Source organism: Pseudaeromonas sp. HNCC25DJ180 (assembly GCF_055413345.1).
The window spans coordinates 20,168-43,850 of sequence record NZ_JBVAYF010000002.1 but is presented as its reverse complement, the minus strand read 5'-3'; the positions used below and the strand labels follow the sequence as shown (position 1 = coordinate 43,850).

Genomic DNA, 23,683 nt, shown 5'->3' with positions numbered 1-23,683 from the left:
TCCGTCTAGTGTAGGGTGGGCGCCGAGCTATCCAGGCGCGCAAGTTGTTCCTTGAGCATCTCGGTCACCGGATCATGGGGACACTGCTCAATAAAAAAAGAGATATCGTCGGCAGCCAACTGGCCACACTCCAGCTGTTCATACAGCAAGCCCCGATCCCGCACTTCATAGGGGTCGTCAGGATCCAGGCAGAGCAACAGCTCGCTGCAGCGCAGGGCCAGCAGATTTTCATCAGCCTGAATGGCCGTGGCCTTGGTGACCGTCAACAGCCGCGTCAGGATCTCCGTCTGAGAAGCCTGATTGAGGTGCTGGCCTTGCAACTGGGCCAGGTCGCCCAGACAACCTCGCAGGCGCAGTGAAAGCTCGGCCCGACTCAAAAATTTGCCGCTGAACGGGTCCAGTATTCTGGCCTGCTTGCCGCGCCCAAAGCGCACCATGAAGTGGCCAGGAAAACAGATCCCCTCCACGGGAAGGGCCAACCAGCGCGCCAGATAGATGATGAGCACCCCCAGAGTAACCGGTATGCCGCTGCGCTTGGCCATCACCCGCTCCAGCAGGCAGTTATCCAAAGAGAAAAAGTGCTCCCAGTCGCCGTGAAAACCCAGCTCACCATAGAAGGCCTGGACCAGCTGCGTGACCCGTTCGGTTTCATCCACGCCCTGTACCAACGGGGCTATCTGCTGCTTGAGCAACGACAACGCCTCCAGACCAGGCAGCAATATGGACTCTTGTTGGATATCTTCTGACGCCATCAGCGCCAGTAAGCCCAGATCCAGGGGCTCTACATCCAGTTCAGGATAAATATTCAGTGCCCTTCTCCTTGCCATTGTCCCAGTGTCACGCGCTCTTGACCACCGTAGTCACGCACCGTTGTTACCTGGGTAAAGCCGCGAGCGAGAAAGAGTTCCCGCACCCGCTCCCCCTGCAGCCAGCCATGCTCCAGCAGTAACCAGCCAGAGTCCAGCAAGTAAGCCGGTGCCTGCGCTATGATGTGCGCCAGATCGGCAAATCCCGCCTCAGCTGCGACCAGGGCCGAACTGGGTTCAAAGCGCACATCCCCTTGCGCCAGATGGGGATCTTCACCATCTATGTAGGGCGGGTTGGAGAGGATCAGGTCAAAACGCTCATTGAGGAGAGGGGCAAACCAGCTCCCTTCCCGCACCTCGATCTCCAGACCCAAGCGCTGGCTATTCTCCCGCGCCAGCTCACAGGCCGCGGCAATGCGATCCACCGCCACCAGCCTCAGCTCAGGATGCTCTTGTTTTAGCGCCAGGGCGATGGCCCCTGTGCCCGTGCCCAGATCCAGCACAGCATGAGCCCCTGCGGGCAGATGAACCAGCGCCTGCTCGACCAGCACCTCAGTATCGGGACGCGGGATCAGGGTATCGGCACTCACCTTCAAGGGCAAAGACCAGAACTCGCGCTCGCCAATGAGATGAGCCACCGGCTCACCCTGGCGCCGACGCTCAGCCAGCAACACCAGCTGTTGCCACTGTTCGGGCGTGAGGGGATGCTCGGGCCAGGTACGCAACCAGGTGCGGCTGCAACCTAGCACGGCACAGAGCAGGCAGTCCGCATCGGCACTCGGCGACTCACTCTGGCTGAAGTGAGCCACCAGTTGCCGCCGCGCCTCATCCAGCCGCATCAATAGCTTTCCGACAGGGCGGCCAGCTGATCGGCCTGGTATTCATGAAGGATGGGCTGCACCAGCGCATCCAGATCCCCTTCCATCACCTCGTTCAGGCGATAGAGGGTCAGGTTGATGCGATGATCGGTCACTCGCCCCTGGGGGTAGTTATAGGTGCGGATCCGATCCGAACGATCGCCGGTACTGAGCAGGCTGCGGCGGGTGTTGGCCTCTTCGGCACGACGCTTATCCTCTTCCAACTGCACCAGACGCGCGGTCAGCACCGCCATGGCCTTGGCCCGGTTCTTGTGCTGGGAGCGCTCATCCTGACACTCGACCACCAGCCCGGAGGGCAAGTGGGTCAAGCGCACGGCGGAATCGGTTTTGTTGATGTGCTGACCACCGGCCCCGGAGGCGCGGAAGGTATCGACCCGCAGATCCGCCGGGTTGATCTCCGGCGCCTGGGATTCCGGCACCTCGGGCAACACCATTATGGTACAGGCGGAAGTATGAATGCGGCCCTGGGATTCGGTCTCCGGCACCCGCTGTACTCTATGCCCCCCCGATTCAAACTTCATGATGCCGTAGACGCCCTCGCCATCCACCTTGACTATCACTTCCTTGAAGCCACCATGCTCGCCTTCGTTGGCGTTGACTATCTCGGTACGCCAGCCTTTACGTTCGGCAAAGCGGGAGTAGAGGCGGAACAGATCGCCGGCGAAGATGGCCGCCTCGTCCCCCCCGGTTCCGGCGCGGATTTCCAGATAACAGTTGTTGTCATCCTTGGGATCTTTGGGCAGCAGCAGGATCTGCAACTCTTCGGCAATCTGCTCGACTCGGCTCTTGGCATCAGCCAACTCCTCTTGGGCCATGGCCCGCATCTCGGCATCATCGCCTTCGAGCATCTCCAGCACCGCCTGCAGATCGGCCGCCGCCTGTTGATAGCGTTGAAACCCCGTCACCACGCCCCCCAACTGGGCATACTCCTTGGTCAGGTTGCGAAACCGCTCCTGATCGCTGGTGACGTTAGGTTCGCCCATCAGGGCCTGCACCTCTTCGTAACGCTCCTGCAAGCCCTCAAGCTTTCTGATCACAGACTCTTTCATTCGATTTCCATTGGTAGTCGGGTCATTACCCGGCAAAAGACTAGCGGGGATCCAACCCCAAGCCCTGGCTCAAAATAGCCAACGCTTCCCGATCGCCCGCTTCGCCCGCTTGGCGCAGCGCCTCGGTCGGGGCATGAATTAGTTTATTGGTCAGCCTATGGGCCAGCGCCGCCAACACCTGCTCGGGATCCTCCCCCTGCTGGAGTTGCAGACGCGCCCGCGCCAGCTCGCTGTGCTGTAACGCTTGGGCCTGGGCCCGGAAGGCTCGGATCTGCTCCTGGGAGGGCAAGGAGTGATACCAGCCCATGAAGGCCGCTTTTTCCTCATCGATCAAGTGCTCGGCCAGCCGCGCCGCCTGCAGCCGGGTGGACTGATTCTCGGCCACTATGCCCTGCAGATCATCCACAGTATAGAGATAGGCATCCGGCAGGGAGCCCACCTCCTCCTCCACATCCCGCGGTACCGCCAGATCGATGAGCAACATGGGCTTATGACGACGCGCCTTGAGCGCCCGCTCCAGCATCCCCTTGCCCAGGATGGGCAGCGGGCTGGCGGTGGAGCTCACCACCATGTCCACCGTTGGCAACACTTGCGGTATCTCATCCAGGGTGATGACATCGGCGCCCCAAGGGCCCGCCAACGTCTGGGCCCGGGCCAGGGTGCGGTTGGCCACCGTCATGGCACCAATCTGCTGGGCACGCAGGTGGCGCCCGGCCAGCTCTATGGTCTCCCCGGCCCCGATGAGCAACACCCGCAACCCGGCCAGATCGGCGAAGATCTGTTTGGCTAAGGAGACGGCGGCATAGGCCACCGACACCGCATTGGCGCCGATCTCGGTCTCGGTACGCACCCGCTTGGCCACGGCAAATGCTCGCTGAAATAGCCGCACCAACAACGACTTGGCATGCCCCTGCTGTTGCGCCCGGGCAAAGGCCTCTTTGAGCTGCCCCAGGATCTGCGGTTCCCCCAGCACCAGAGAGTCCAGGCCACTGGCCACCCGCATCAGGTGGCGCACCACTTCCCCCTCCTGGTGTTGATAGAGGGCGGAGTCCAGCTCCGCCATCGTCACATGGGTCAAGATCCCCCACCATTGCCGCAACCCCTCCTGGCAACCCGGCTCAACCACACAGTAAAGTTCGCTGCGATTACAGGTGGAGAGAATGCACCCCTCGTGCACCCCAGGCAGACTCAACAGCCCCGCCAGCGCCTCATCGATGCGCTCGGGACCAAAGGCCAGACGCTCCCGCAATGAGAGAGGTGCCGTCTTGTGATTGATACCGAGAACCAAAAGCTGCATAGGATGTGACAACTGGAGTGAGAAGGCGGGCCATTTTACGGCAAAAGGGGCAGGCTTTGAAAGCAATCGGGCAAGGCCTATACTAGCGGCCGTCAACTCACCGGAGGAGTTATGCCTTTCTTGCGTTCTGGATCCCCCCTATTTCCCCTCTGCCTGGCCCTGCTGCTAGGCCTCGCCGGTTGCGCCCAACCCTTGCAACCCACCCAATATAATGAGCTGGTCTGGCGTGGCCAGCGCGAAAAGCTCGAACAACTGGATCACTGGAGCCTGACCGGCAAGTTGGCCATCTTCACTCCCCAGCAAAAAGGGTCAGCCAGGCTCAACTGGAAGCAGCAGGGTGATGACTACAAGTTAGTGCTCACTTCCCTCATCGGCACCACTATCATGGAGATCCAGCGCCAGCAGGGCGTGGTCACCATCACAGATGACAAGGGGGTGCGTCGCCAGGACAGCAACCCGCAAGCCCTGGTCTATCGTCTGACGGGCTGGGCTATCCCCATAGCGCAGTTGCCCACCTGGATCAAAGGGCTACCTGGCGATGCCGATTATCAACTGGGCGGCGATGGCCGGGTCACCGAGTTGCGTAAAGGCGACTGGCAGCTGCACTACAAAGATTACGCCCTCACCCGCCTCTGGTTGCTGCCCACCGGGCTGGAACTCAACGGCCCCGAAACCCGTATCAAGCTGGTCATAGATGAATGGCAGATAGACAAATGAGCGATAATCCCATGAGACCGATCCGCTGGCCAGCACCAGCCAAACTGAACCTATTCTTGCACATTAATGGTCGTCGTCCCGATGGCTATCACGAGTTGCAGACCCTGTTTATCCTGCTGGATCACTGTGACGAGCTCATCATCACGCCAGATGAGAGCAACCAGATCCGCATCGAACCCGAGATCACGGGTCTCCCCTTGACGCAAAACCTCATCTACCGCGCCGCCATGTTGCTCAAGGCCCGCAGTGAGCGCCCACTGGGGGCCCATATCCGGCTCGACAAACACCTCCCCATGGGCGGGGGCTTGGGTGGCGGCTCCTCCGATGCCGCCACCACACTGGTGGCACTCAATTACCTCTGGCAATTGGGGCTGACAGAAGAGGAGTTGGCACAATTGGGTCGCACCCTGGGGGCAGATGTCCCGGTATTTGTCCGGGGACGCGCCGCGTTTGCCGAAGGGGTAGGAGAAAAACTGACGCCAGTCGATGTGGCAGAGAAGTGGTATCTGGTGGCTATACCACCCGTTCACGTCTCTACTGCCCTGATTTTTCAGGATCCTGAGCTGCCTCGCGCTACGCCGAAGCAGAGTTGGATGGAACTGCGAGCTGGATCATGGAAAAACGATTGCGAATTGCTGGTGAAAAAGGGTTACCCTGAGGTTGCCAAGGCATTGAGCTGGTTGTTAGAATATGCGCCGTCTAGAATGACGGGCACCGGCGCCTGCGTCTTCGCGGAGTTTGCGGAGGAGTCGTCGGCTCGAAAAGTCTTGGCAGATATGCCGAATTGGTTGCAGGGGTTTGTCGCGAGAGGGTTAAACCTATCACCCCTGCAAGCGGTTTTGCAACAGGTTTGTGATCGGAGCTCTGACCGCCGTTAACATCCCGCACCTCGCCCTCGAGGTGAAGTGGATGGCTCCGTCCGCCTCCCCCCCACAGGACGCAACCCAGAGGTTTATACCGTGCCTGACATGAAGCTGTTTACCGGTAACGCTACACCGGAACTGGCCCAGAAAATTGCAGATCGTCTCTTCATCAAACTCGGCAACGCCGCTGTAGGCCGTTTCAGTGATGGCGAGATTAGCGTACAGATCAATGAGAATGTACGCGGTGGTGACATCTTCATCATCCAATCCACCTGCGCACCCACCAATGACAATCTGATGGAACTGATCGTCATGGTCGATGCTCTGCGCCGCGCTTCAGCCGGTCGTATCACGGCCGTTATCCCCTACTTTGGCTATGCCCGTCAGGATCGTCGTGTACGCTCCTCGCGTGTGCCTATCACTGCCAAGGTGGTTGCCGACTTCCTCTCCAGCGTTGGGGTTGACCGGGTTCTGACCGTGGATCTCCACGCCGAGCAGATCCAGGGCTTCTTCGATGTGCCGGTAGACAACGTCTTTGGTAGCCCAGTGCTGCTGGAAGATATGCTGGCCAAGAAGCTGGAAGATCCTGTGGTAGTTTCTCCAGATATCGGTGGCGTAGTGCGCGCCCGTGCCATCGCCAAGCTGCTGGACGATACCGATATCGCCATCATCGACAAGCGTCGTCCACGCGCCAACGTCTCCCAGGTCATGCACCTGATCGGTGACGTCAAGGATCGTGACTGCATCATTGTCGATGACATGATCGATACCGGTGGCACCCTGTGCAAGGCCGCCGAAGCCCTGAAGGAACGTGGTGCCAAGCGTGTATTCGCCTATGCCACCCACGCCGTCTTCTCCGGCACCGCCGCCAAAAACATCAGCGAATCCGTGATCGACGAGGTGATCATCACCGACTCCATCCCGCTCTCTGCCGAGATGCAGGCGGTAGGCAAGGTCAAGATGTTGACCCTGGCACCTATGCTGGCCGAAGCCATTCGCCGTATCAGCAACGAAGAGTCCATCTCTGCCATGTTTGAGCATTGATTTAGACCCTCTCGTTGCCCAGCAAGCCCCGCCACGCGGGGCTTGTTCGTTTCTGCCATCCGCAACAAACCAGGCCAGCACCACAACCAAACGAATGGCTTAACCCAGAAGCCGTTACCTAGCCAGATAATCACGCCTTTGTCTTAAGTAAAACTTCCTCATCCCATCATCAATTTGTAATTAATTTTCTTTTTTAGCCACTAAACCGCCGCCAACACCTGTCACATCTACCCATTGCCGTAATAAACACACAAAATTGCGTTGCCACCGTCACACTTTAGACCTAGTATCTGGACGCGTTCGAGGATGAGCGCTTAATCACCCAAGGAGTTACACTCATGCATAATTATGACCTGCTTTGCCTCGCGGCCCTGAGCAACCTCTACTTCAATCGTAAGCCACAACCTGCCCAGAACGAGCGCGACTGATCCCAGCCTTATCACCACAAGCAGCAAGCTTTGCCCGATCAGGGCCCATGCCATAGAACAAGATCAAGCACCCATACCAGACGGCCCGAGAGGGTCTTTTATTTTGTCTGCGCCAGCGCTTGGCTGAATGACAGGCAAAAAAAATGGCCCCGTCAGGAGCCATCTGCTTAACCACATTCTCAGTGCCGAATGCCCGTACCCCGCCGGATCAGGCTCCAGGCCGTGCCATAGAGCAGGGCGATACAGAGGAGTATGAGGCTATAGGCTAACCAGAGCGGCACATCGCTCACCCCCAGGAAGCCATAGCGGAAGGCATTGACCATATAGAGAATAGGGTTACCTTGAGAGAGCGCCTGCCAGAAGGGTGGCAGCAAGTTGATGGAGTAGAAAACCCCGCCCAGATAGGTCAATGGCGTCAGCACAAAGGTAGGAATGATGCTGATGTCATCGAAACTGCGGGAGAAGATCGCATTGATGAGCCCGCCCAGAGAAAACAGGGTAGCCGTCAGGATCAGCGTCACCACCACACTCAAGGGGTCATGTACCTGCAAGGGCACGAAGAAGAGGGAAACCGCAGTGACAATCGCCCCCACACAGAGCCCTCGCGCCACGCCCCCAGCCACAAAGCCTAAAATGATCACATAGTTGGGCACAGGAGCGATCAACATCTCTTCCAGGTTGCGCTGAAACTTGGCGCTATAGAAGGAGGAGGCCACATTGGCATAGGAGTTGGTGATCACCGACATCATGATGAGGCCAGGCACGATAAACTCCATATAGCTGACCCCATGCATCTGGCCAATACGGCTACCGATCAGGTTGCCGAAGATGACGAAGTAGAGAGTCATGGTGATAGCGGGCGGCACCAGGGTCTGCACCCAGATACGGGTAAAGCGTGTCACCTCTTTGATGAGAATGCTCTTGAACGCTACCCAGTAGACAGTTGGATTCATTGCCGCCCCTCCTCCACCAGTTTCACAAACAACTCCTCCAGTCGATTGGCCTTGTTACGCATGCTGAGCACCTTGATCTGCTGGGCCGAGAGTTGAGCAAAGAGCAGGTTGAGACCCTTACTCTTCTCGACCTCCACCTCAATGCTGGTCTCGTTAACTCGACTCCACTTGAAACCATCCAGAGTGATGGCCGAGGCACAACAATCCAGATCCAGGATGAAGGTCTCCTCTTTGAGCTTGCCCAGCAGCTCACGCATTGTGGTGTTCTCTATGATGCGGCCCCTGTCTATGATGCCGATATTGCGGCAGAGCATCTCGGCCTCTTCCAGATAGTGGGTGGTCAGTATGATGGTCACCCCCTGCTCATTGAGTTGCTGCAGGAACTGCCACATGGAGCGGCGGATTTCGATATCCACGCCGGCTGTGGGCTCATCGAGGATCAGCAACTTGGGCTCATGCATCAGGGCACGCGCTATCATCAGGCGACGCTTCATGCCTCCGGATAGGGTTCGCGCCTGTTGGTCGCGTTTCTCCCACAGATCCAGCTGTTTCAGATACTTCTCGGCCCGCTCGAAGGCCAGAGCCCGAGGCACCCCATAGTAGCCAGCCTGGTTGACCACTATCTGTACTACCTTCTCGAACTGGCTGAAGTTGAACTCTTGAGGCACCAGGCCGATCTGCGACTTGGCCAGCTCCAGTTCCCGATCGAGATCGTGGCCAAACACCTGGACCGAGCCAGAGCTCTTGTTGACCAGGGAGCTGATGATGCCAATGGTGGTAGACTTACCCGCCCCGTTAGGGCCCAGCAGGGCATAGAAGTCGCCCTGCTCGACACAGAGATCGATCCCCTTGAGGGCTTCGACGCCCCCCTTGTAGGTTTTACACAAGCCTTTAATCGTTAACGCCTGCATTGAAACTCTCCAGTCGGCGAATCCTGCCTCTGGCCTGGGCCAGAGCCGCCAGGATAAAGGGATAAAGCGCAACAGGGTGGCCATGGCCACCCTGTATCACAACGCACTGGCGATTTACTCCTCCAGCAACACCACCTTGCCGACATAACGCAGGTTGCGGTAGAGCTGGGCACAATCAATGCCACACCCCACCACAAACTCGTCTGGAATGGCAAACCCCACCCACTCCACCGCTACCTGCACCTCACGGCGCGAGGGCTTGTCCAATAGCGTACAGATAGCCACGGACTTGGGCTCACGCAGGGCTATGATCTCCCGCACCTTACTCAGGGTGTGGCCGGTGTCGATGATATCTTCGACAATCAGCACATCCTTTCCTTTGATCTCGTCATCCAGATCCTTGAGGATTTTCACCTCTCGGGAGCTACTCATGCTGCTGCCATAGCTGGACGCCGTCATGAAATCGAGTGACACGGGGAGATCGATATGACGGCACAGATCCGCCAAAAAGACACAAGAGCCTCGAAGCAGCCCCACCAAGACCAGATGTTCCGTTCCTTGGTAATGTTCGGTGATGGCACGACCGAGCTCGGCAATCCGTGCCTGGATCTCGTTTTCTGGAATCATGACATCAACTCTGTGGTTCATCACGCTGTACAGCCTCTTTTTGCCTAGGAAAATCGGTTAAAAAATGGATAAGATAGCTGTGGATTTTATCACTAATCGCTCAGATTGGCTTGATCAACTCCGGGATAAAAAAGGTCACCGCCAGACAATAAGGCGGCATCCACAATAAATTTAAGATGAGACAAACTGTAGCCATGTCATATACAACCGAACAGCGTCGCCGTACGCGACTTAGTCCAGACGAACGTAATCGTCAACTGATGGCTCATGCCATCGCCGTATTTGCTCGCCGAGGGATAGGCCGCGCTGGCCATGCCGAAATTGCCGAGCGGGCTGGTGTCTCGGTTGCCACAGTGTTCAACTATTTTAATACCCGCGAAGATCTGGTCGATGCGGTGCTCACCGAAGTGGAAAATTTTCTCTTCAAGCTGGCACGCCAGGCCCATGACTGCAGCAGCCCGGCACTGGAGTGCCTGAAAACACACATTGATCTCTATGTGGATGCCGCCTACGAGCAGAGCGATTACCACCTCATAGCCCTGGAGTGGGGCGCCTCCATCCGCGACGAAGTGTGGCCTCGCTTTGCCCAATGCTGTGAAGGTATGCTCAAGCTGACGGTCAACACACTGCAACGGGGCGAAGCTCAGGGCGAATTCAAATCGGGGCTGGAACACAGGGAGATGGCCATGCTGCTGAACAGCATCTATTACCCGGCCAGCCAGATGATTTACCAGACGCCCCAACCCCCCCGGGATGAGGTGAAGGCCTTCATGCTGCGCAGTTGCCAGGTCACGCTGGGCGTACGCTAACAACCTGAGTGAAGAGCTCACACTGCAGCAACAAATCGACCCGCCTTGGCGGGTCGATTCAATTCCAGAGTGCTTATTATCAACTGGCGGGAAATCCCCAACGCGGGACCAGGCGCTGTTCGATTCGCAGATGATCCAAGATGCGCGCCACCATGAAGTCCACCAGATCACTCACCTGCTTCGGCTCATGATAAAAGCCCGGCGAGGCCGGCATGATAGTCACCCCGAGGCGGCTGAGTTTGAGCATATTCTCCAGATGCAGAGTGGAATAGGGCGTCTCGCGAGGCACCAGGATCAACTGGCCCCGCTCCTTCATCACCACATCGGCGGCGCGCTCTATCAGGTTCTCGGAGGCGCCATGGGCAATGGCGCTCAGGGTGCCCATAGAGCAGGGCACCACCACCATCTGTTTGGGAGCAGCCGAGCCGGATGCCACCGGGCTGAACCACTCCAGCTTGCCACACACGCTGAGCTGTTCCGGGCGGGCGCCGAAGCGCTCCGTCAACCAATGGGCACAGGCGGCGGGGTCCTCGGGCCAGCTCTCCCCCAGCTCGGTGGCAATCACCACTTGGGCCGCGTTGGAGAGCAGTAGATAAACCCGGCACTCGGCCTGCAGCAGACGCTCCAACAGGCGCAAACCATAGGCGGCCCCCGAGGCCCCGGTCATGGCTAATGTCACCGCTTGCGACATGGTATTCCCTCTTTAGTTGGCAGATGGTTGGGCCAAGGCAGTCAGCAATTTGTCATGGATGCCACCAAACCCCCCATTACTCATCACCAGGATCTGATCACCTGGCCGCGCGACGGCAACCAGCTGCCGGATCAAGAGCGTCAAATCATGGCACACTAGCGTCGGCACCGGAGCCTCACTCGCCACCTGCGCTATGTCCCAGCCCAGATCGGCCGGAGCAAACAGGAAGGCGGCATCGGCCTGAGCCAGAGAAGCGGCCAGCTCTGCTTGATGGACGCCTAACTTCATGGTGTTGGAGCGGGGCTCCAGCACCGCCAGGATCCGCGCCTGCCCGACCCGGGCGCGCAAGCCACCGAGCGTGGTGGCAATGGCCGTGGGATGGTGCGCGAAATCGTCATAGACCCGAATGCCCGCCACTTCGCCCTTGAGCTCCATGCGCCGCTTGGGCATGACAAAACGGCTCATGGCCGCCACCGCATCTTCCGGGCGCACCCCGGCATGACGGGCGGCGGCTACGGCCATCAAGGCATTGTGCACATTGTGCAGCCCCATACCTTGCCAGGTGAGCTCACCGACCGACTGGCCATCTAGCAGGACATCGAAATGGGAACCCTCCGCCGACAGCAGCTTGGCCTGCCAGTGGGCTCCCTCGCCATCCACACGCTCCACCTCACTCCAGCAGCCCATGCGCAGTACCTGATCCAGGGCGTCATCATGGGCTGGCACCAGGAGTCGCCCGGTTCCCGGCACGGTACGCACCAGGTGGTGGAACTGGCGCTGGATGGCAGCCAGATCCGGGAATATATCCGCGTGGTCATACTCCAGGTTGTTCATGATGAGGGTGCGCGGCCGATAGTGGACAAACTTGGAGCGCTTATCGAAGAAGGCACAGTCGTACTCATCCGCCTCGATGACGAAGAAAGGGGAGTCGCCGAGTCTGGCGGAGACCGGAAAGTTACCCGGCACCCCACCTATGAGGAAGCCCGGTTGCAGACCGGCATCTTCCAGGATCCAGGCTACCATGCTGGCGGTGCTGGTCTTGCCATGGGTACCCGCCACCGCCACGACCCAACGGGATTGCAATACGTGATCCCGTAGCCACTCAGGACCCGAGGTGTAGGGCAGGTTGCGCTCCAGCATGTACTCCACGCAGGGGTTGCCCCGACTCATGGCATTGCCGACGATCACCAGATCTGGCGCTGGCTCCAACTGGCTGGGGTCATAACCCTGGATCAAGGCAATGCCCTGCTGCTCCAGCTGGGTGCTCATGGGGGGGTAGACGTTGGCATCGGAGCCCGTCACCCTGTGGCCCAACTGTTTGGCAATGGCCGCTATGCCGCCCATGAAGGTGCCACAGATCCCCAGAACATGAATGTGCATCAACCGCTTCCTCGCATTGAGAATAAGAGCCCGCATTCTAGCAACCGAGCCACGACTTTGGCACGCATGCTAACTCTCAGAGCCGAGATTGTTGCGCCAAGGTAGCCATTTAAGGCGCGCTGGCTATAATACGGCCTTACGCTTTTTAACCCTAGTCAAAGGAAATGCCATGAGCCTGAACCTGGTTCCAGCCGGTAAAGAGTTGCCGGAAGATATCTATGTTGTCATCGAAATTCCACAAAATGCCGACCCGATCAAATATGAGATCGACAAGGCGTCCGGAGCCATCTTCGTTGACCGTTTCATGGCGACTCCCATGTTTTATCCGTGCAACTATGGCTACATCAACAACACCCTCTCCCTGGATGGGGATCCTGTCGATGTGCTGGTGCCGACCCCCTACCCGCTGATCCCGGGTGCCGTAATCCGCTGCCGTCCGGTTGGCGTACTGAAGATGAGCGATGAAGCGGGCCAAGATGCCAAGCTGGTTGCCGTTCCCCACTCCAAGCTGACCAAGATGTATGACCACATCAAGGATGTTAATGATCTGCCGGAACTGCTGAAGGGCCAGATCAACCACTTCTTCGAGCGCTACAAGGAGCTCGAAGCTGGCAAGTGGGTCAAGGTAGAAGGCTGGGGCGACAAGGCAGACGCCATCGCCGAGATCGAAGCCTCTGTTGTTCGTTACAACGAAGCCAAATAAGCGAGATCGATTTCTGCTGTGGTTCGTTACAACGAAGCCAAATAAGCGAGATCGATTTCTGCTGTAGTTCGTTACAACGAAGCCAAATAAGCGAGATCGATTTCTGCAGTGGTTCGTTACAACGAAGCCAAGTAAGCCAGATCCCCATCTGCAAAAACGCCACGCGATTGCGTGGCGTTTTTTTGTCTGCGATTTGAGCCGCGACCCGCTTAGCCTAACGGCACATGGCCCGGTTCAGCCGCAACCCGCGTAAGCCAAGCCCGGATCGCCGGATAAGGTGTCAGCTCAAAGCCCCCCTCATGGGCCACATGGGTATAGGCATAGAGGGCGATATCCGCCACCGTATAGCGATCTGCCGCCAGGTAGTCACAGCGTTGCAGATGCTGCTCCATCACCAGCAAGGCCTGCTCGCCTTTACGCAACAGGGCAGGGATCTCTGCCTCCCGGGCCGGAAAGAAGCGGCGAATGGCCCGCGCCACGGCGATAAAGGGCTCATGGCTGTATTGCTCGAAGAAGAGCCACTGCAGTACCTGGGCCCGAGCGAAGCGATCCTCCGGCCAGTAGCGGGAGCCCTCGGCCAGATAGCAGAGAATGGCATTGGACTCCGGCAGAGTGCGACCATCTTCCAGCTGCAATACGGGCACCTTGCCCGACGGATTCAATGCCAAGAACTCGGGGGTATGAGTGGCCCCGGCTCGGGTGTCTCTCTCCTGCCAGGAGAAAGGGAGACCGAGCTGACTCAGCAGCAACTTGACCTTATAGCAGTTGCCGGAGGCCGACATGCCGTAAACTGTATACATAATGCATCCCCGTTGTTTACCTTTGGTTAACATACGGGATACTCAAGAGCAGGTGAAGTTTTTTATCTCGCAGCCTGCTTCCCCCTCAGCAGACAAAACGGCAGCGCCAGTCACCAGAGGGGATGGCCGCCAATCCTCCGCACTCCATACGATAGTGATAGTAGAAAGCCTCCCCCCAGGGGGTCAGCAACATGTCACGGCTATATTCATGGGGCACCTCCTCCAGCGCATCCAGACACAGCAGCGTGCTCTCATCCACCACGTAGATCTCCCCCAGCACCGACTGCTGCCCCTTGATGATGCCGGGGAACTCCCCCAGATCGATCAGATAGAAAGTTGGCGGGCTCCACCACTGCCCCAGATAGGCACACTCCCGTAGCAAACCATGATTGCTCTCACCCCGTCGTAGCGTGCCATATACCCAAACCAGTGCCATATCTCGCCCCCTTGTCACGCCCGTATTGTCGCAGGCCGACCGTGCATTTATTTGTGCCGATCCCTTTGTGTCGGAGCAGCCCGGCTCCTAGAATCCAACCCCACACTTTCCAAATCGCTTACTAGGAAGTCTAGCTCATGCGCTCCGCACTTATCCTGCTCAGCCTGCTGCCAACGCTCTGTCTTGCGCACAACCTCAAACAATTCGAGCAGCCACCTAGCGTATCCATCGCCGATAAGGGGGAGCTGATACTGCATGACCAAACATTCACTTATCATAATTGGAGCAGCAGTCAGCTCACGGGTAAAGTCAGGCTGATCCAGCATATCGCTGGGCGTAGCAGTGCCAAGGCGCTGAATGCGCCGCTGATAGAAGCCATCAAAGCCGCTAAGTTCGATCACCATAGCTACCAGACCACCACCATAGTCGATCTGGACGATACCCTGTTTGGTACCGGTGCCTTTGTGCTCAGCAGCGTCAAGCAGAGCAAGGAGCAGTTCCCCTGGTCCTCTTTCGTGCTAGATAGTGACGGGCGAGTGCGCCAGGCTTGGGGGTTACAGGAGGAGAGTTCAGCCATAATGCTGCTGGATAAAAGCGGTAAGGTGCTATTTTGCCAAGAGGGGGCATTGACCCCGGATGAAGTCAGTCAGCTACTGAGCTCCATTCAGGCAAAACTGTGAACACCCAACGCGGAAGAAAGGAGGTTGGGGTTAAAACAGATAACGCCCCAACAGGACCAGCACCAGCAGATAAGCCAGTAACAGAGCCCAGAGTAACAGACGGCGTGTAGACTTTTTCACTCACTGCACCCACCACAAGCTCAACACTATGTTAACAATACCATAACCTGATGGGGTGGCTCCAGCCGACGAGCCACAGCGGCTCACAGTTTAGCACCGAGCGGCCTTGCATCACCTGACCGAAGCTAAAAAACAGGGAGGCCAATCGGCCTCCCTGGGGTATGCAACACAAGGAGTTACAGCGCCTTGAGAATGCTCTCGACCGTGCCTTTGGCATCGCCAAAGCACATATAAGAGTTCTCTTTGAAGAAGAGCGGGTTCTGCACCCCGGCATAGCCGGTGTTCATGGAGCGCTTGAAGACGATGACATTCTGCGCCTTCCACACTTCCAGCACCGGCATACCGGCAATGGGGCTGCCCGGATCTTCCATGGCCGCTGGATTGACCGTGTCGTTAGCACCGATCACCAGCACGGTATCGGTATCGGCGAAGTCCTCGTTGATCTCGTCCATCTCCAGCACGATATCGTAAGGCACCTTAGCCTCGGCCAGCAGCACGTTCATGTGGCCAGGCAGACGACCCGCGACCGGATGGATACCGAAGCGCACCTTGATACCACGCTCACGCAGCTTGTGAGTGATCTCCGCCACCGGATATTGAGCCTGAGCCACCGCCATACCGTAGCCCGGGGTGATGATAACAGAGTGGGAGTTCTTCAGCAGATCCGCCACATCCTCAGGTTTCATCTCGCGATATTCACCCATCTCCTCATCAGATGAGGAGGAGGAGCTGACGCCATCGGTACCGAAACCACCGGCAATCACAGAGATGAAGGAGCGGTTCATCGCCTTACACATGATGTAGGAGAGGATGGCACCGGAAGAGCCGACCAGGGCACCGGTGACGATCAGCAGATCGTTGGAGAGCATGAAGCCCGCCGCCGCCGCCGCCCAACCCGAGTAGGAGTTGAGCATGGAGACCACCACTGGCATGTCAGCGCCGCCAATGGAGGAGACCAGATGCCAGCCGAAGGCCAGAGCGATCAGGGTCATCAGCACGATGGCAGCAGTTGAACCCCCTACCTTGATGAAGTAAACCATCAGCAGGAAGGAGACCACAGCGGCCAACAGGTTGAGCTTGTGCTTGTGGGGCAAGTTCAGCGGCTTGGAGCTAATCATGCCGTTGAGTTTACCGAACGCCACGATAGAGCCGGTGAAGGTGACAGCACCGATAAACACGCCGAGGAAAATTTCGGTCAGGTGAATATTGAGCATGGCACCGGAGAGATGATGAGCCCCCTGCCCACTCTGCTCAGCCAGTTGGGCCATGGCAGCCTGAGCGGCAGCCATGAACTCTTCCGGGCTGGAGAAGGAGAGCACCACACTGCTGGTTGCAGCAGGGATCATCTCGATATAGCTGTTGAAGCCAACCAATACGGCAGCCAGACCCACAAAGCTGTGCAGCACGGCCACCAGCTCAGGCATCTGGGTCATCTCGACCTTCAGCGCCAGACGGGCACCGATGGCCCCACCAATCACCATGGCGATCAGTATATAGGTCACATTGTGCACGTTCGGGCTAGCTATGGTGGCAACCAGAGCAATCGTCATACCGACTATGCCGAACCAGTTACCATATTTGGCGGTTTCCTGCTTCGAGAGCCCAGCCAGGCTCAGGATAAACAGGACGGCGGCGATGATATAGGCGGCCGTGGCCAATCCTTGAGACATGTGAATTCCCCTTAATCCTTACGGAACATCTTGAGCATGCGATGGGTGACGGTGAAACCGCCCACTATGTTGATGGTCGCTATCAATACGGCCACAAACGCCAACCCCATGATGAGCCCCGACCCTGCGCCAATCTGCAGCAGCGCGCCGACCACGATAATGCCGGAGATGGCATTGGTCACCGACATCAGCGGCGTATGCAGGGAGTGGGTCACGTTCCAGACCACGTAGTAACCGACCACACAGGCCAGCACAAACACGGTGAAGTGGGAGAGAAACTCGGGCGGCGCCACATGACCGACCCAGCCGAAACCAGCCAGACCCGCCGCAGCCAGCCAATACTTGAGGTTGGAGGGCTGCTTCGGCGCTTTAACGACCGGGGCGGCCACCTCTTTCTTCGGCGCGGCCGAGACGCTGATGGCAGGCGGCGGGAAGGTCACCTCACCGTCACGCACCACGCTCATGTTGCGCAGCACCACATCCTCGAAGTTGATGTCGATGTTGCCATCTTTCTCTTTGCTGAGCAGCTTGGTCAGGTTCACCAGGTTGGTAGCATAGAGTTGGGAAGATTGGGTCGGCAGGCGACCCGGCAGGTCGGTGTAGCCGATGATCTTGACGCCACTGGCGGTGGTGATGAGCGCGCCCGGTTGGGTGTACTCACAGTTACCACCGGCCGCCGAGGCCAGGTCCACAATCACCGAGCCTGGCTTCATGCTATCGACCATGGCTTTGGTGATGAGCTTAGGTGCCGGCTTACCCGGGATCAGGGCCGTGGTGATGATGATATCCACTTCCTTGGCCTGCTCTGCGAACAGCGCCATCTCGGCGGCGATAAACTCTTCCGACATTACCTTGGCGTAACCATCGGAGGAGCCGCCCTCTTCATTGCTGAAGTTGAGCTTCAAGAACTCGCCACCCATGGATTCGATCTGCTCGGCCACTTCCAGGCGGGTATCGAAGGCGCGCACTATGGCGCCCAGGGAGCCGGCGGCGCCAATGGCGGCTAGACCGGCAACACCGGCGCCGATCACCAGCACCTTGGCAGGCGGCACTTTACCGGCCGCCGTGATTTGGCCGGTGAAGAAACGGCCAAAGGCGTGAGCGGCTTCGACCACGGCGCGATAACCACCGATATTGGCCATGGAGGAGAGGGCATCCAGGGCCTGGGCGCGGGAGATACGCGGCACCATGTCCATGGCCAGGACATTGATCTTCTTGGCGGAGAGCTTGGCCACCAATTCAGGATTCTGGGCCGGCCAGATGAAGCTGACGAGTGTGGTGCCTTCCTGCAGACGGGCAATCTCGTCATCGCTGGGGGCATTCACCTTATAGATGAGGGGGGCTTGCCACAGGGTGGCGGAGTCCACTACCTGGGCGCCGGCCGCGGTGAAGGCGGCATCATCAAAACTGGCCAGAGCACCGGCACCGGCTTCGACTATGACGTCAAAGCCGAGCTTTTTTAGCTGCTCGACGGTCACCGGGGTGGCTGCCACCCGAGTTTCACCGGCGAGACTCTCTCTCGGTATTCCAATCTGCATCTCTTTTCCCTGATATTAAGTAAAATTCGCCGTTGTGCCTTCGGCTCGTCTGACGAGCCAAGCGGCCACTACGCGGGCACCATTGCGCCACTCGCTAAGGGAGTGCGCAGCCAACTGAAGGAGGAGCGAAACGAGATTTTTACCAAAAATCACCCTCTTTTAACACCAGACCAGTTACCCAATCCGTGTCCTCAATGCCGATCATCCCGGTCTAATTGCCGGCTACGAGGGGTATCGTCACGCCATTCCACCTTCCCTGGCGGCCCCACAGAGGCCACCTGGTAAAATGGGCCTCACACTGTAGCTGGTATGTTACTGAAAAAAAATGCTTCGAAGTAAGGACCTTAGAATTTATTCGCCATTCTTGTGCATTTTGGTTCTAAATTTTGACGCTTCTATGATGCGGGTGATCAAAAAGCGGGCAGTATGAGTAATTAACTCACTGGAAACCTTTATTAAGGATAGTCATGCACACTCCCAAACCATTAATCCTTATGCTCAGCCTGCTGCTGGGCTGCACGGGCACTCCGGCAGGGCTGCACCCTGTGGCGCCCTTCGATGCCGAGCGCTATTTGGGGCGCTGGTATGAGATAGCCCGGCTAGATCACAGCTTCGAGCGAGGATTGAGTCAAGTGACCGCCACCTATAGTCGCAATCAAGAGGGTTCCATTAAGGTGCTCAACCGTGGCTATGATGCCAAGCGGCAGGCGTGGAAAGAGGCCGAAGGCAAGGCCTGGTTTGTGGAAGGAGTGGACAAGGGACATCTGAAGGTCAGTTTCTTTGGTCCCTTCTATGGGGGCTACAATGTGCTGGTGCTGGACAAAGAGTATGACCATGCCCTGGTCAGCGGCCCCAACCGTGACTACTTGTGGATTTTGGCCCGCACCCCCACCCTGCCCGAAGCAACGTATCAAGCACTGGTGCAACAGGCCAAGGCCATGGGCTTTGCCAGCGAGCAGCTATTGCGAGTAGAGCAACGCCCATAAAAAAACCAGCTCAGCGAACTGAACTGGTTTTTTATGGGCTGATCCGCCCATCCGCAGATGGGCTTAACCCTTATTTCTTAGCAGGTGCTTCGGCAGCCTTGCTGTCGCCTACGCTCAGCAGTTCCACTTCAAACACCAGAACGGAGTTTGGCGGAATGGAGCCAGCGCCTTGGGCACCGTAGGCCAGTTCAGAAGGCAGGAAGAACTTGTACTTGGAGCCGACGGTCATCAGCTGTACGCCTTCGGTCCAACCCGGGATCACTTGATTCAACGGGAACTCAGCTGGCTCTTTACGATCCACAGAGCTGTCGAACTTGGTGCCGTCGATCAGGGTACCAACATAGTGAACCTTCACCTTGTCGGTAGCCTTGGGCTTGACGCCCTTGCCTTCGGTGATCACTTCATACTGCAGGCCAGACTTGGTGACGGTGACGCCCTTCTTCTTGGCGTTCTCTTCCAGGAACTTCTTGCCCTTCTCCTGGCTAGCCTTGGCATCCTCGGCCGCCTTCTTGGTAGAGGCTTCATTGATCTTCTGATCGTAGTCCTTCAGCGCCTTTTCCAGTTGCTTGTCGTCAAGCAGGGACTTCTTGACCAGGCCATCCTGTACACCCTTCAGGATCATGTCATTGGTCAGGGTAATACCCAGATTCTTCTGACGTTCAAGGGTAGTAGCGATGTAACGGCCCATGGATTGGCCAATGGCATAGGCTGAAGTCTCTTCGAAAGTCTTCAGCTGTTCACTCTGGGCTCCGGCAGCAGCTTTCTCTGTGCCCGCAGCTTTTTCATCTTTTTGGCAACCGGTGATCACTACGGCCATGGCGGCGGCCAGCAGGGACATCTTCAGAATCTGTTTCATCATGTTCTCCAAAACACCAATCCAGCTCTCTGCGTTAATAGGATAGAGAGGCTTATGTAACAAAGCGTTTTATACTAACCGCTATAGGGGCAAGAGTCATAGGGTTCGCTTGGCAATATTGAAAAAAAACTACCTGACTCAGCAGGACGACTGATGGCCCATTAACCACTGTCAGTCTTTAAAAAATCCCGCTAAAAAGCAGTTAGTTAGGCCTGGCATATCGGCTAGCAAAAAACCTGACCCAAGCAGAGCCGATATCGCGTTAACTTCGATGTTTTTTTCCCTCTTCACTCTTGTCCCTGACGGCTTAACCGTTATGATGCCGCCCACTATTGGGTGAGAAGCCTCTCGCCCGACCCGCCACTTGATCCTGAGGTAGCCATGCCCAATGATGTGATACAGCGTCTCGAATACCTGGAGAGCCGGGTCGCCTTCCAAGATGAGACCATAGAGCTACTGAGCCAGGAGTTGGCCGAACAACAAAGAGTGCAGGAAAAGATGCGCATGCAACTGGATGCCGTCATTACCAAGTTACGCGAGGCGTCGCCCTCCCCCATGGCCAGTCAGTCCGAAGAGACCCCGCCCCCTCACTACTGACTAGGCAAACAAACGAGCCCTCATCATGAGGGCTCGTTTGTTTGGGTGATGACGTGGGCAGGAGCGTGCGCGCCCCTGCCTGCGCCCTATCTGGGTCTGGGCCATCTGTGCCGCTGACGGGTGCAACAGACCAGACGCAGAGACTCACGGTGACGGGATTCCAGATCCCGAGCCAGGCTCGCCTCATCCAGACCCACATCACGCAACAGGTGACCAGAGAGATGGCCCATCTCGACCCGGGCTTGCTGCACGGCACCACGCAGGCGGGCCTGCTCCAGGGCAACATCGGCTTTGACACACCACAGGGCCAAATTCATCAGAACGGAACGACGCATACACACCTCCAAAAACTCAGATTAAGGAGGCCGGGGACAAGAGAGTGTGGGGTATCAGAGAGTGCCACAGTCCGCTTGTACCGCGGCCTGTGAACGATAAGATCAGGCAGCGGACCGAGGGGCGGTTGTATTATCGGCTTTGGCGGCAAAGAAGAACGCCACATGATGTGGTCGAGAGTGGGTACTCATCATAGTTCTCCTTCCTTAGCTGATAAACCGCGTCGATCCTGACTGCCGGAGCAGTATGCACCATAAACGTTTGCGCAGACAATCTACCCACGAGCCAAGAAGCAGCACCTTAGTGACCTACTATGGTCTGGGCGCCATCATAAATCTCACTCCAAAGAAAAATAGCAGAGTAAACATCCAGCAACGGGCTCATCAGGTCCGGCGGGGTAGCATTTTGCTGCGTATTTAGCCAATCGGCATAAATGATGAACTTTTCCCGAACAATAAAAACGGCGGAGTCATACTCCGCCGTTGCTGCTCACTATCACCCCACGCCGGGGCTTACCCCTTGTAGATCTTGGGGTTGAAAACATCCCGCAACCAATCGCCTAGCAGGTTAATGACCAGCACCAGCAGCACCAGACACAAGCCCGGGAAGGCGGTGATCCACCAGGAGCCGGAGAACATGTAGTTGAAGCCAATGCTGATGAGCGAACCCAAAGAGGGCTTATCTACCGGCATGCCCAGTCCCAAAAAGGAGAGCGCCGCCTCAGACATGATGGCATTGGCTACCTGGACCGTGGAGATGACCAGAATCGGCGACAGGCAGTTAGGCAGAATATGGCGGAACATGATGCGCGGCGCCTTGAAGCCCATAACCTTGGCCGCCTCCACATACTCTTTCTTTTTCTCCGCCAGCACAGAGGCGCGAATGGTCCGCGCATACTGGGGCCACTCGGATACACCAATGATCACCACCAACATCAGAATGGCGTACTGGGAATAGAATTCGCCGCCCAACGCCGTCTGGAAGATGGCCGAGACTATGATGGCCACCATCATGGTGGAGAAGGAGAGCTGCACATCGGCAAAGCGCATCAACAGATTGTCGAGTCGGCCGCCGGCATAACCGGCAAACAGGCCGATGACTATGCCCAACGCCAACTGCAAACCGACGGCGAACAAACCGATACTCAACGAGACCCGCGAGCCATAGAGCATGGTACTCAGAATATCCCGCCCCTGATTATCTGTGCCCAACAGGAAGCGTTCATCCCCCCCCGCCAGCCAGGCCGGTGGCAACTCGGCATCCATGATGTCATAGGAGGATTGATCGTAGGGATCATGGGGCGCAATCCAGGGCGCGGCGAGAGCCAACACCACATAGGTGAGGAAGATGGCCATGCAGCAGATGGCCACCTTGTCTTTGAGAAAGTAATAGACCAGATCCGATTGGCGAAAACGGGCCCAACGGCTGAGAGTTTGGCTTTGGCTCATGGTCAGGCCCCCTTGCCAGTCAGGTTAACAGTGGGGTTGATCACCCCGTAGAGCAGATCCACCAGGGTATTGGTGACCACAAACACCAGGCCCACAAAGATGACATAGGCGGTGATGAGCGGGGTATCTACCCGGTTGATGGCCTCCAGAAACAGGAAGCCGGTGCCAGGCCACTGGAAGACGGTCTCGGTGAGTATGGTGTAGGCCACCATGGTACCTATCTGTACGCCGCCGACCGTGATCACCGGCAGCATGGTGTTTTTCAGCGCATGCTGGTACCACACCTTCTTCTTGTCGAGCCCCTTGGCCCAGGCAAATTTCACATATTCGGAGCTGAGCACCTCCAGCATCTCGGCGCGCACCAGGCGAATAAAGAGTGGCAACATGATGGAGGAGAGCGCCACCGAGGGCAGGATCAGGTGCTTGATGCCATCCCAGGTGAAGAAGCCAGAATCCCAGCCCAATAGATTAAGGGTCTCGCCACGACCATAGGAGGGCAACCAGCCGAACTGCACCGAGAAGATAAACATCAGCAGTATGGCGGTGAGGAAGACGGGCACAGAGATGCCAATGATGCTGGCCCCCATGATGCATTTGGTCAGAAAGCTGCGCGGATGGATGGCCGAATAGACCCCCAGCGGTATGGAAAACAGCACTATGATGAGGCTGGCCCCAAACACCAACTCCAGGGTAGCTGGCAGCTTGGCCAGGATCACCTGCAGCGCGGGCTTCTTGAAGATGAAGGAGGTGCCCCAATCACCATGCACCGCCCCCTTGAGGAAACGGACATACTTGACCAGAAAGGGATCGTTGAGGCCGAGTTGAACACGCAACGCCTCGCGCTGTGCCTCGGAAACACTCTGCCCCACCATTTCCCGTAACGGGTCACCCAGATTGTCCTGAATGGCAAAGGCCACCAGACTGATGACAAACATGACTATCACGGCCTGAAACAGCCGCTGTACCAAAAACGTAAACATGCAGGTGTGTCCTTGCAACCTCGAGCCAACACGGCTGGCCCGTTCAACTCGCTATCATAACGGCGCGTCCTGCCCCCCCTCCC

General features: G+C 57.4%; 25 protein-coding genes. 8 read left to right on the top strand and 17 right to left on the bottom strand.

Translation table 11 applies throughout. From position 1 onward, the window contains the following. Positions 1 to 5 precede the first annotated feature (5 nt). The 4 genes from ACZYTD_RS02135 to hemA are packed head-to-tail and all read right to left on the bottom strand — an operon-like array spanning position 6 to position 4,030. A complete protein-coding gene (locus ACZYTD_RS02135; RefSeq protein ID WP_463888591.1) occupies positions 6 to 827 on the bottom strand; it encodes a SirB1 family protein in 822 nt (273 codons plus the stop codon). Further along, positions 806 to 1,645, bottom strand: coding sequence for a peptide chain release factor N(5)-glutamine methyltransferase (gene prmC / locus ACZYTD_RS02130; protein WP_463888588.1), 840 nt, complete (start codon positions 1,643 to 1,645; stop codon positions 806 to 808). The genes ACZYTD_RS02135 and prmC overlap by 22 nt, the downstream gene beginning before the upstream one ends. Continuing rightward, the gene (prfA, locus tag ACZYTD_RS02125; protein ID WP_463888585.1) at positions 1,645 to 2,733 is read right to left on the bottom strand and encodes a peptide chain release factor 1; all 1,089 of its coding nucleotides are present in this window, start codon (positions 2,731 to 2,733) and stop codon (positions 1,645 to 1,647) included. Before prfA ends, prmC begins: the two co-directional genes overlap by 1 nt. 40 nt (positions 2,734 to 2,773) lie before the next feature. Further along, positions 2,774 to 4,030: a glutamyl-tRNA reductase gene (hemA, locus tag ACZYTD_RS02120; RefSeq protein WP_463888582.1), complete on the bottom strand. Its 1,257-nt coding sequence runs from the start codon at positions 4,028 to 4,030 to the stop codon at positions 2,774 to 2,776. A 111-nt stretch (positions 4,031 to 4,141) separates the two neighbouring features. Between hemA and lolB the strand changes: the two genes are divergently transcribed. From lolB to ACZYTD_RS02105, 3 genes are all read left to right on the top strand, one after another. After that, positions 4,142 to 4,747 carry a lipoprotein insertase outer membrane protein LolB gene (lolB, locus tag ACZYTD_RS02115; protein ID WP_463888579.1) on the top strand — a complete coding sequence of 202 codons (606 nt, stop codon included), beginning with the start codon at positions 4,142 to 4,144 and terminating at the stop codon, positions 4,745 to 4,747. 11 nt (positions 4,748 to 4,758) lie between these two features. Continuing rightward, positions 4,759 to 5,625 carry a 4-(cytidine 5'-diphospho)-2-C-methyl-D-erythritol kinase gene (gene ispE, locus ACZYTD_RS02110; protein WP_463888576.1) on the top strand — a complete coding sequence of 289 codons (867 nt, stop codon included), beginning with the start codon at positions 4,759 to 4,761 and terminating at the stop codon, positions 5,623 to 5,625. Positions 5,626 to 5,706: 81 nt separating this feature from the next. Further along, a complete protein-coding gene (locus tag ACZYTD_RS02105) occupies positions 5,707 to 6,654 on the top strand; it encodes a ribose-phosphate pyrophosphokinase (RefSeq protein WP_463888574.1) in 948 nt (315 codons plus the stop codon). Positions 6,655 to 7,261: 607 nt separating this feature from the next. Here ACZYTD_RS02105 and ACZYTD_RS02100 read toward each other — a convergent pair. The 3 genes from ACZYTD_RS02100 to hpt form a co-directional block, all read right to left on the bottom strand. Beyond that, entirely contained in the window at positions 7,262 to 8,035 is a 774-nt protein-coding gene (locus ACZYTD_RS02100; RefSeq protein ID WP_463888571.1) for an ABC transporter permease, read from the bottom strand. Next, the gene (locus ACZYTD_RS02095; protein ID WP_463888569.1) at positions 8,032 to 8,946 is read right to left on the bottom strand and encodes an ABC transporter ATP-binding protein; all 915 of its coding nucleotides are present in this window, start codon (positions 8,944 to 8,946) and stop codon (positions 8,032 to 8,034) included. Before ACZYTD_RS02095 ends, ACZYTD_RS02100 begins: the two co-directional genes overlap by 4 nt. A gap of 114 nt (positions 8,947 to 9,060) precedes the next feature. Then, positions 9,061 to 9,594, bottom strand: coding sequence for a hypoxanthine phosphoribosyltransferase (hpt, locus tag ACZYTD_RS02090; protein ID WP_463888565.1), 534 nt, complete (start codon positions 9,592 to 9,594; stop codon positions 9,061 to 9,063). 173 nt (positions 9,595 to 9,767) lie between these two features. Between hpt and ACZYTD_RS02085 the strand changes: the two genes are divergently transcribed. Further along, positions 9,768 to 10,382 (top strand): TetR/AcrR family transcriptional regulator, encoded by a 615-nt coding sequence (locus ACZYTD_RS02085; RefSeq protein WP_463888562.1) that lies wholly within the window; start codon positions 9,768 to 9,770, stop codon positions 10,380 to 10,382. Positions 10,383 to 10,461: 79 nt separating this feature from the next. On the opposite strand, the gene ACZYTD_RS02080 is transcribed toward ACZYTD_RS02085, so the two are convergent. Together ACZYTD_RS02080 and mpl are read right to left on the bottom strand one after the other, a co-directional pair. Further along, a complete protein-coding gene (locus ACZYTD_RS02080) occupies positions 10,462 to 11,073 on the bottom strand; it encodes a flavin prenyltransferase UbiX (protein WP_463888560.1) in 612 nt (203 codons plus the stop codon). A gap of 12 nt (positions 11,074 to 11,085) precedes the next feature. After that, the gene (gene mpl, locus ACZYTD_RS02075; protein ID WP_463888558.1) at positions 11,086 to 12,453 is read right to left on the bottom strand and encodes a UDP-N-acetylmuramate:L-alanyl-gamma-D-glutamyl-meso-diaminopimelate ligase; all 1,368 of its coding nucleotides are present in this window, start codon (positions 12,451 to 12,453) and stop codon (positions 11,086 to 11,088) included. 169 nt (positions 12,454 to 12,622) lie between these two features. Between mpl and ppa the strand changes: the two genes are divergently transcribed. Then, complete coding sequence (gene ppa / locus ACZYTD_RS02070; RefSeq protein ID WP_463888556.1) at positions 12,623 to 13,156, top strand: inorganic diphosphatase; 534 nt, start codon at positions 12,623 to 12,625, stop codon at positions 13,154 to 13,156. A 209-nt stretch (positions 13,157 to 13,365) separates the two neighbouring features. On the opposite strand, the gene ACZYTD_RS02065 is transcribed toward ppa, so the two are convergent. Further along, positions 13,366 to 13,956 carry a glutathione S-transferase family protein gene (locus ACZYTD_RS02065; protein WP_463888553.1) on the bottom strand — a complete coding sequence of 197 codons (591 nt, stop codon included), beginning with the start codon at positions 13,954 to 13,956 and terminating at the stop codon, positions 13,366 to 13,368. Positions 13,957 to 14,041: 85 nt separating this feature from the next. Further along, positions 14,042 to 14,392 carry a gamma-glutamylcyclotransferase family protein gene (locus ACZYTD_RS02060; RefSeq protein WP_463888550.1) on the bottom strand — a complete coding sequence of 117 codons (351 nt, stop codon included), beginning with the start codon at positions 14,390 to 14,392 and terminating at the stop codon, positions 14,042 to 14,044. Positions 14,393 to 14,529: 137 nt separating this feature from the next. Here ACZYTD_RS02060 and ACZYTD_RS02055 point away from each other — a divergent pair, with 137 nt between their 5' ends. Further along, positions 14,530 to 15,072, top strand: coding sequence for a YtfJ family protein (locus ACZYTD_RS02055; RefSeq protein ID WP_463888547.1), 543 nt, complete (start codon positions 14,530 to 14,532; stop codon positions 15,070 to 15,072). Between the two features lie 296 nt (positions 15,073 to 15,368). Here the strand turns inward: ACZYTD_RS02055 and pntB are convergent, their stop codons facing one another. Both pntB and pntA read right to left on the bottom strand, forming a co-directional pair. Beyond that, entirely contained in the window at positions 15,369 to 16,862 is a 1,494-nt protein-coding gene (gene pntB / locus ACZYTD_RS02050) for a Re/Si-specific NAD(P)(+) transhydrogenase subunit beta (protein WP_463888545.1), read from the bottom strand. 11 nt (positions 16,863 to 16,873) lie between these two features. After that, positions 16,874 to 18,400 (bottom strand): Re/Si-specific NAD(P)(+) transhydrogenase subunit alpha, encoded by a 1,527-nt coding sequence (gene pntA / locus ACZYTD_RS02045; RefSeq protein WP_463888543.1) that lies wholly within the window; start codon positions 18,398 to 18,400, stop codon positions 16,874 to 16,876. 467 nt (positions 18,401 to 18,867) lie between these two features. Between pntA and ACZYTD_RS02040 the strand changes: the two genes are divergently transcribed. Further along, the gene (locus ACZYTD_RS02040; protein WP_463888541.1) at positions 18,868 to 19,386 is read left to right on the top strand and encodes a lipocalin family protein; all 519 of its coding nucleotides are present in this window, start codon (positions 18,868 to 18,870) and stop codon (positions 19,384 to 19,386) included. 70 nt (positions 19,387 to 19,456) lie between these two features. On the opposite strand, the gene fkpA is transcribed toward ACZYTD_RS02040, so the two are convergent. Next, the gene (gene fkpA / locus ACZYTD_RS02035; protein ID WP_463889058.1) at positions 19,457 to 20,242 is read right to left on the bottom strand and encodes an FKBP-type peptidyl-prolyl cis-trans isomerase; all 786 of its coding nucleotides are present in this window, start codon (positions 20,240 to 20,242) and stop codon (positions 19,457 to 19,459) included. A 381-nt stretch (positions 20,243 to 20,623) separates the two neighbouring features. On the opposite strand from fkpA, the gene ACZYTD_RS02030 reads away from it, so the two are divergent. Continuing rightward, positions 20,624 to 20,839: a SlyX family protein gene (locus tag ACZYTD_RS02030; protein WP_463888538.1), complete on the top strand. Its 216-nt coding sequence runs from the start codon at positions 20,624 to 20,626 to the stop codon at positions 20,837 to 20,839. 86 nt (positions 20,840 to 20,925) lie between these two features. Here the strand turns inward: ACZYTD_RS02030 and ACZYTD_RS02025 are convergent, their stop codons facing one another. The 3 genes from ACZYTD_RS02025 to ACZYTD_RS02015 form a co-directional block, all read right to left on the bottom strand. Next, positions 20,926 to 21,174 (bottom strand): hypothetical protein, encoded by a 249-nt coding sequence (locus ACZYTD_RS02025; RefSeq protein WP_463888536.1) that lies wholly within the window; start codon positions 21,172 to 21,174, stop codon positions 20,926 to 20,928. A 510-nt stretch (positions 21,175 to 21,684) separates the two neighbouring features. Beyond that, complete coding sequence (locus ACZYTD_RS02020; RefSeq protein WP_463888534.1) at positions 21,685 to 22,620, bottom strand: ABC transporter permease; 936 nt, start codon at positions 22,618 to 22,620, stop codon at positions 21,685 to 21,687. A gap of 2 nt (positions 22,621 to 22,622) precedes the next feature. Further along, positions 22,623 to 23,600 (bottom strand): ABC transporter permease, encoded by a 978-nt coding sequence (locus ACZYTD_RS02015; protein WP_463888531.1) that lies wholly within the window; start codon positions 23,598 to 23,600, stop codon positions 22,623 to 22,625. Positions 23,601 to 23,683 lie beyond the last annotated feature (83 nt).

Bases quoted from the DNA above. Each gene is read 5' to 3' on its own strand.
- ACZYTD_RS02135 (WP_463888591.1), bottom strand. From the start codon at position 827: ATGGCAAGGAGAAGGGCACTGAATATTTATCCTGAACTGGATGTAGAG.
- prmC (WP_463888588.1), bottom strand. From the start codon at position 1,645: ATGCGGCTGGATGAGGCGCGGCGGCAACTGGTGGCTCACTTCAGCCAG.
- prfA (WP_463888585.1), bottom strand. From the start codon at position 2,733: ATGAAAGAGTCTGTGATCAGAAAGCTTGAGGGCTTGCAGGAGCGTTAC.
- hemA (WP_463888582.1), bottom strand. From the start codon at position 4,030: ATGCAGCTTTTGGTTCTCGGTATCAATCACAAGACGGCACCTCTCTCA.
- lolB (WP_463888579.1), top strand. From the start codon at position 4,142: ATGCCTTTCTTGCGTTCTGGATCCCCCCTATTTCCCCTCTGCCTGGCC.
- ispE (WP_463888576.1), top strand. From the start codon at position 4,759: ATGAGACCGATCCGCTGGCCAGCACCAGCCAAACTGAACCTATTCTTG.
- ACZYTD_RS02100 (WP_463888571.1), bottom strand. From the start codon at position 8,035: ATGAATCCAACTGTCTACTGGGTAGCGTTCAAGAGCATTCTCATCAAA.
- ACZYTD_RS02095 (WP_463888569.1), bottom strand. From the start codon at position 8,946: ATGCAGGCGTTAACGATTAAAGGCTTGTGTAAAACCTACAAGGGGGGC.
- hpt (WP_463888565.1), bottom strand. From the start codon at position 9,594: ATGAACCACAGAGTTGATGTCATGATTCCAGAAAACGAGATCCAGGCA.
- ACZYTD_RS02085 (WP_463888562.1), top strand. From the start codon at position 9,768: ATGTCATATACAACCGAACAGCGTCGCCGTACGCGACTTAGTCCAGAC.
- ACZYTD_RS02080 (WP_463888560.1), bottom strand. From the start codon at position 11,073: ATGTCGCAAGCGGTGACATTAGCCATGACCGGGGCCTCGGGGGCCGCC.
- mpl (WP_463888558.1), bottom strand. From the start codon at position 12,453: ATGCACATTCATGTTCTGGGGATCTGTGGCACCTTCATGGGCGGCATA.
- ppa (WP_463888556.1), top strand. From the start codon at position 12,623: ATGAGCCTGAACCTGGTTCCAGCCGGTAAAGAGTTGCCGGAAGATATC.
- ACZYTD_RS02065 (WP_463888553.1), bottom strand. From the start codon at position 13,956: ATGTATACAGTTTACGGCATGTCGGCCTCCGGCAACTGCTATAAGGTC.
- ACZYTD_RS02060 (WP_463888550.1), bottom strand. From the start codon at position 14,392: ATGGCACTGGTTTGGGTATATGGCACGCTACGACGGGGTGAGAGCAAT.
- ACZYTD_RS02055 (WP_463888547.1), top strand. From the start codon at position 14,530: ATGCGCTCCGCACTTATCCTGCTCAGCCTGCTGCCAACGCTCTGTCTT.
- pntB (WP_463888545.1), bottom strand. From the start codon at position 16,862: ATGTCTCAAGGATTGGCCACGGCCGCCTATATCATCGCCGCCGTCCTG.
- pntA (WP_463888543.1), bottom strand. From the start codon at position 18,400: ATGCAGATTGGAATACCGAGAGAGAGTCTCGCCGGTGAAACTCGGGTG.
- ACZYTD_RS02040 (WP_463888541.1), top strand. From the start codon at position 18,868: ATGCACACTCCCAAACCATTAATCCTTATGCTCAGCCTGCTGCTGGGC.
- fkpA (WP_463889058.1), bottom strand. From the start codon at position 20,242: ATGAAACAGATTCTGAAGATGTCCCTGCTGGCCGCCGCCATGGCCGTA.
- ACZYTD_RS02030 (WP_463888538.1), top strand. From the start codon at position 20,624: ATGCCCAATGATGTGATACAGCGTCTCGAATACCTGGAGAGCCGGGTC.
- ACZYTD_RS02025 (WP_463888536.1), bottom strand. From the start codon at position 21,174: ATGCGTCGTTCCGTTCTGATGAATTTGGCCCTGTGGTGTGTCAAAGCC.
- ACZYTD_RS02020 (WP_463888534.1), bottom strand. From the start codon at position 22,620: ATGAGCCAAAGCCAAACTCTCAGCCGTTGGGCCCGTTTTCGCCAATCG.
- ACZYTD_RS02015 (WP_463888531.1), bottom strand. From the start codon at position 23,600: ATGTTTACGTTTTTGGTACAGCGGCTGTTTCAGGCCGTGATAGTCATG.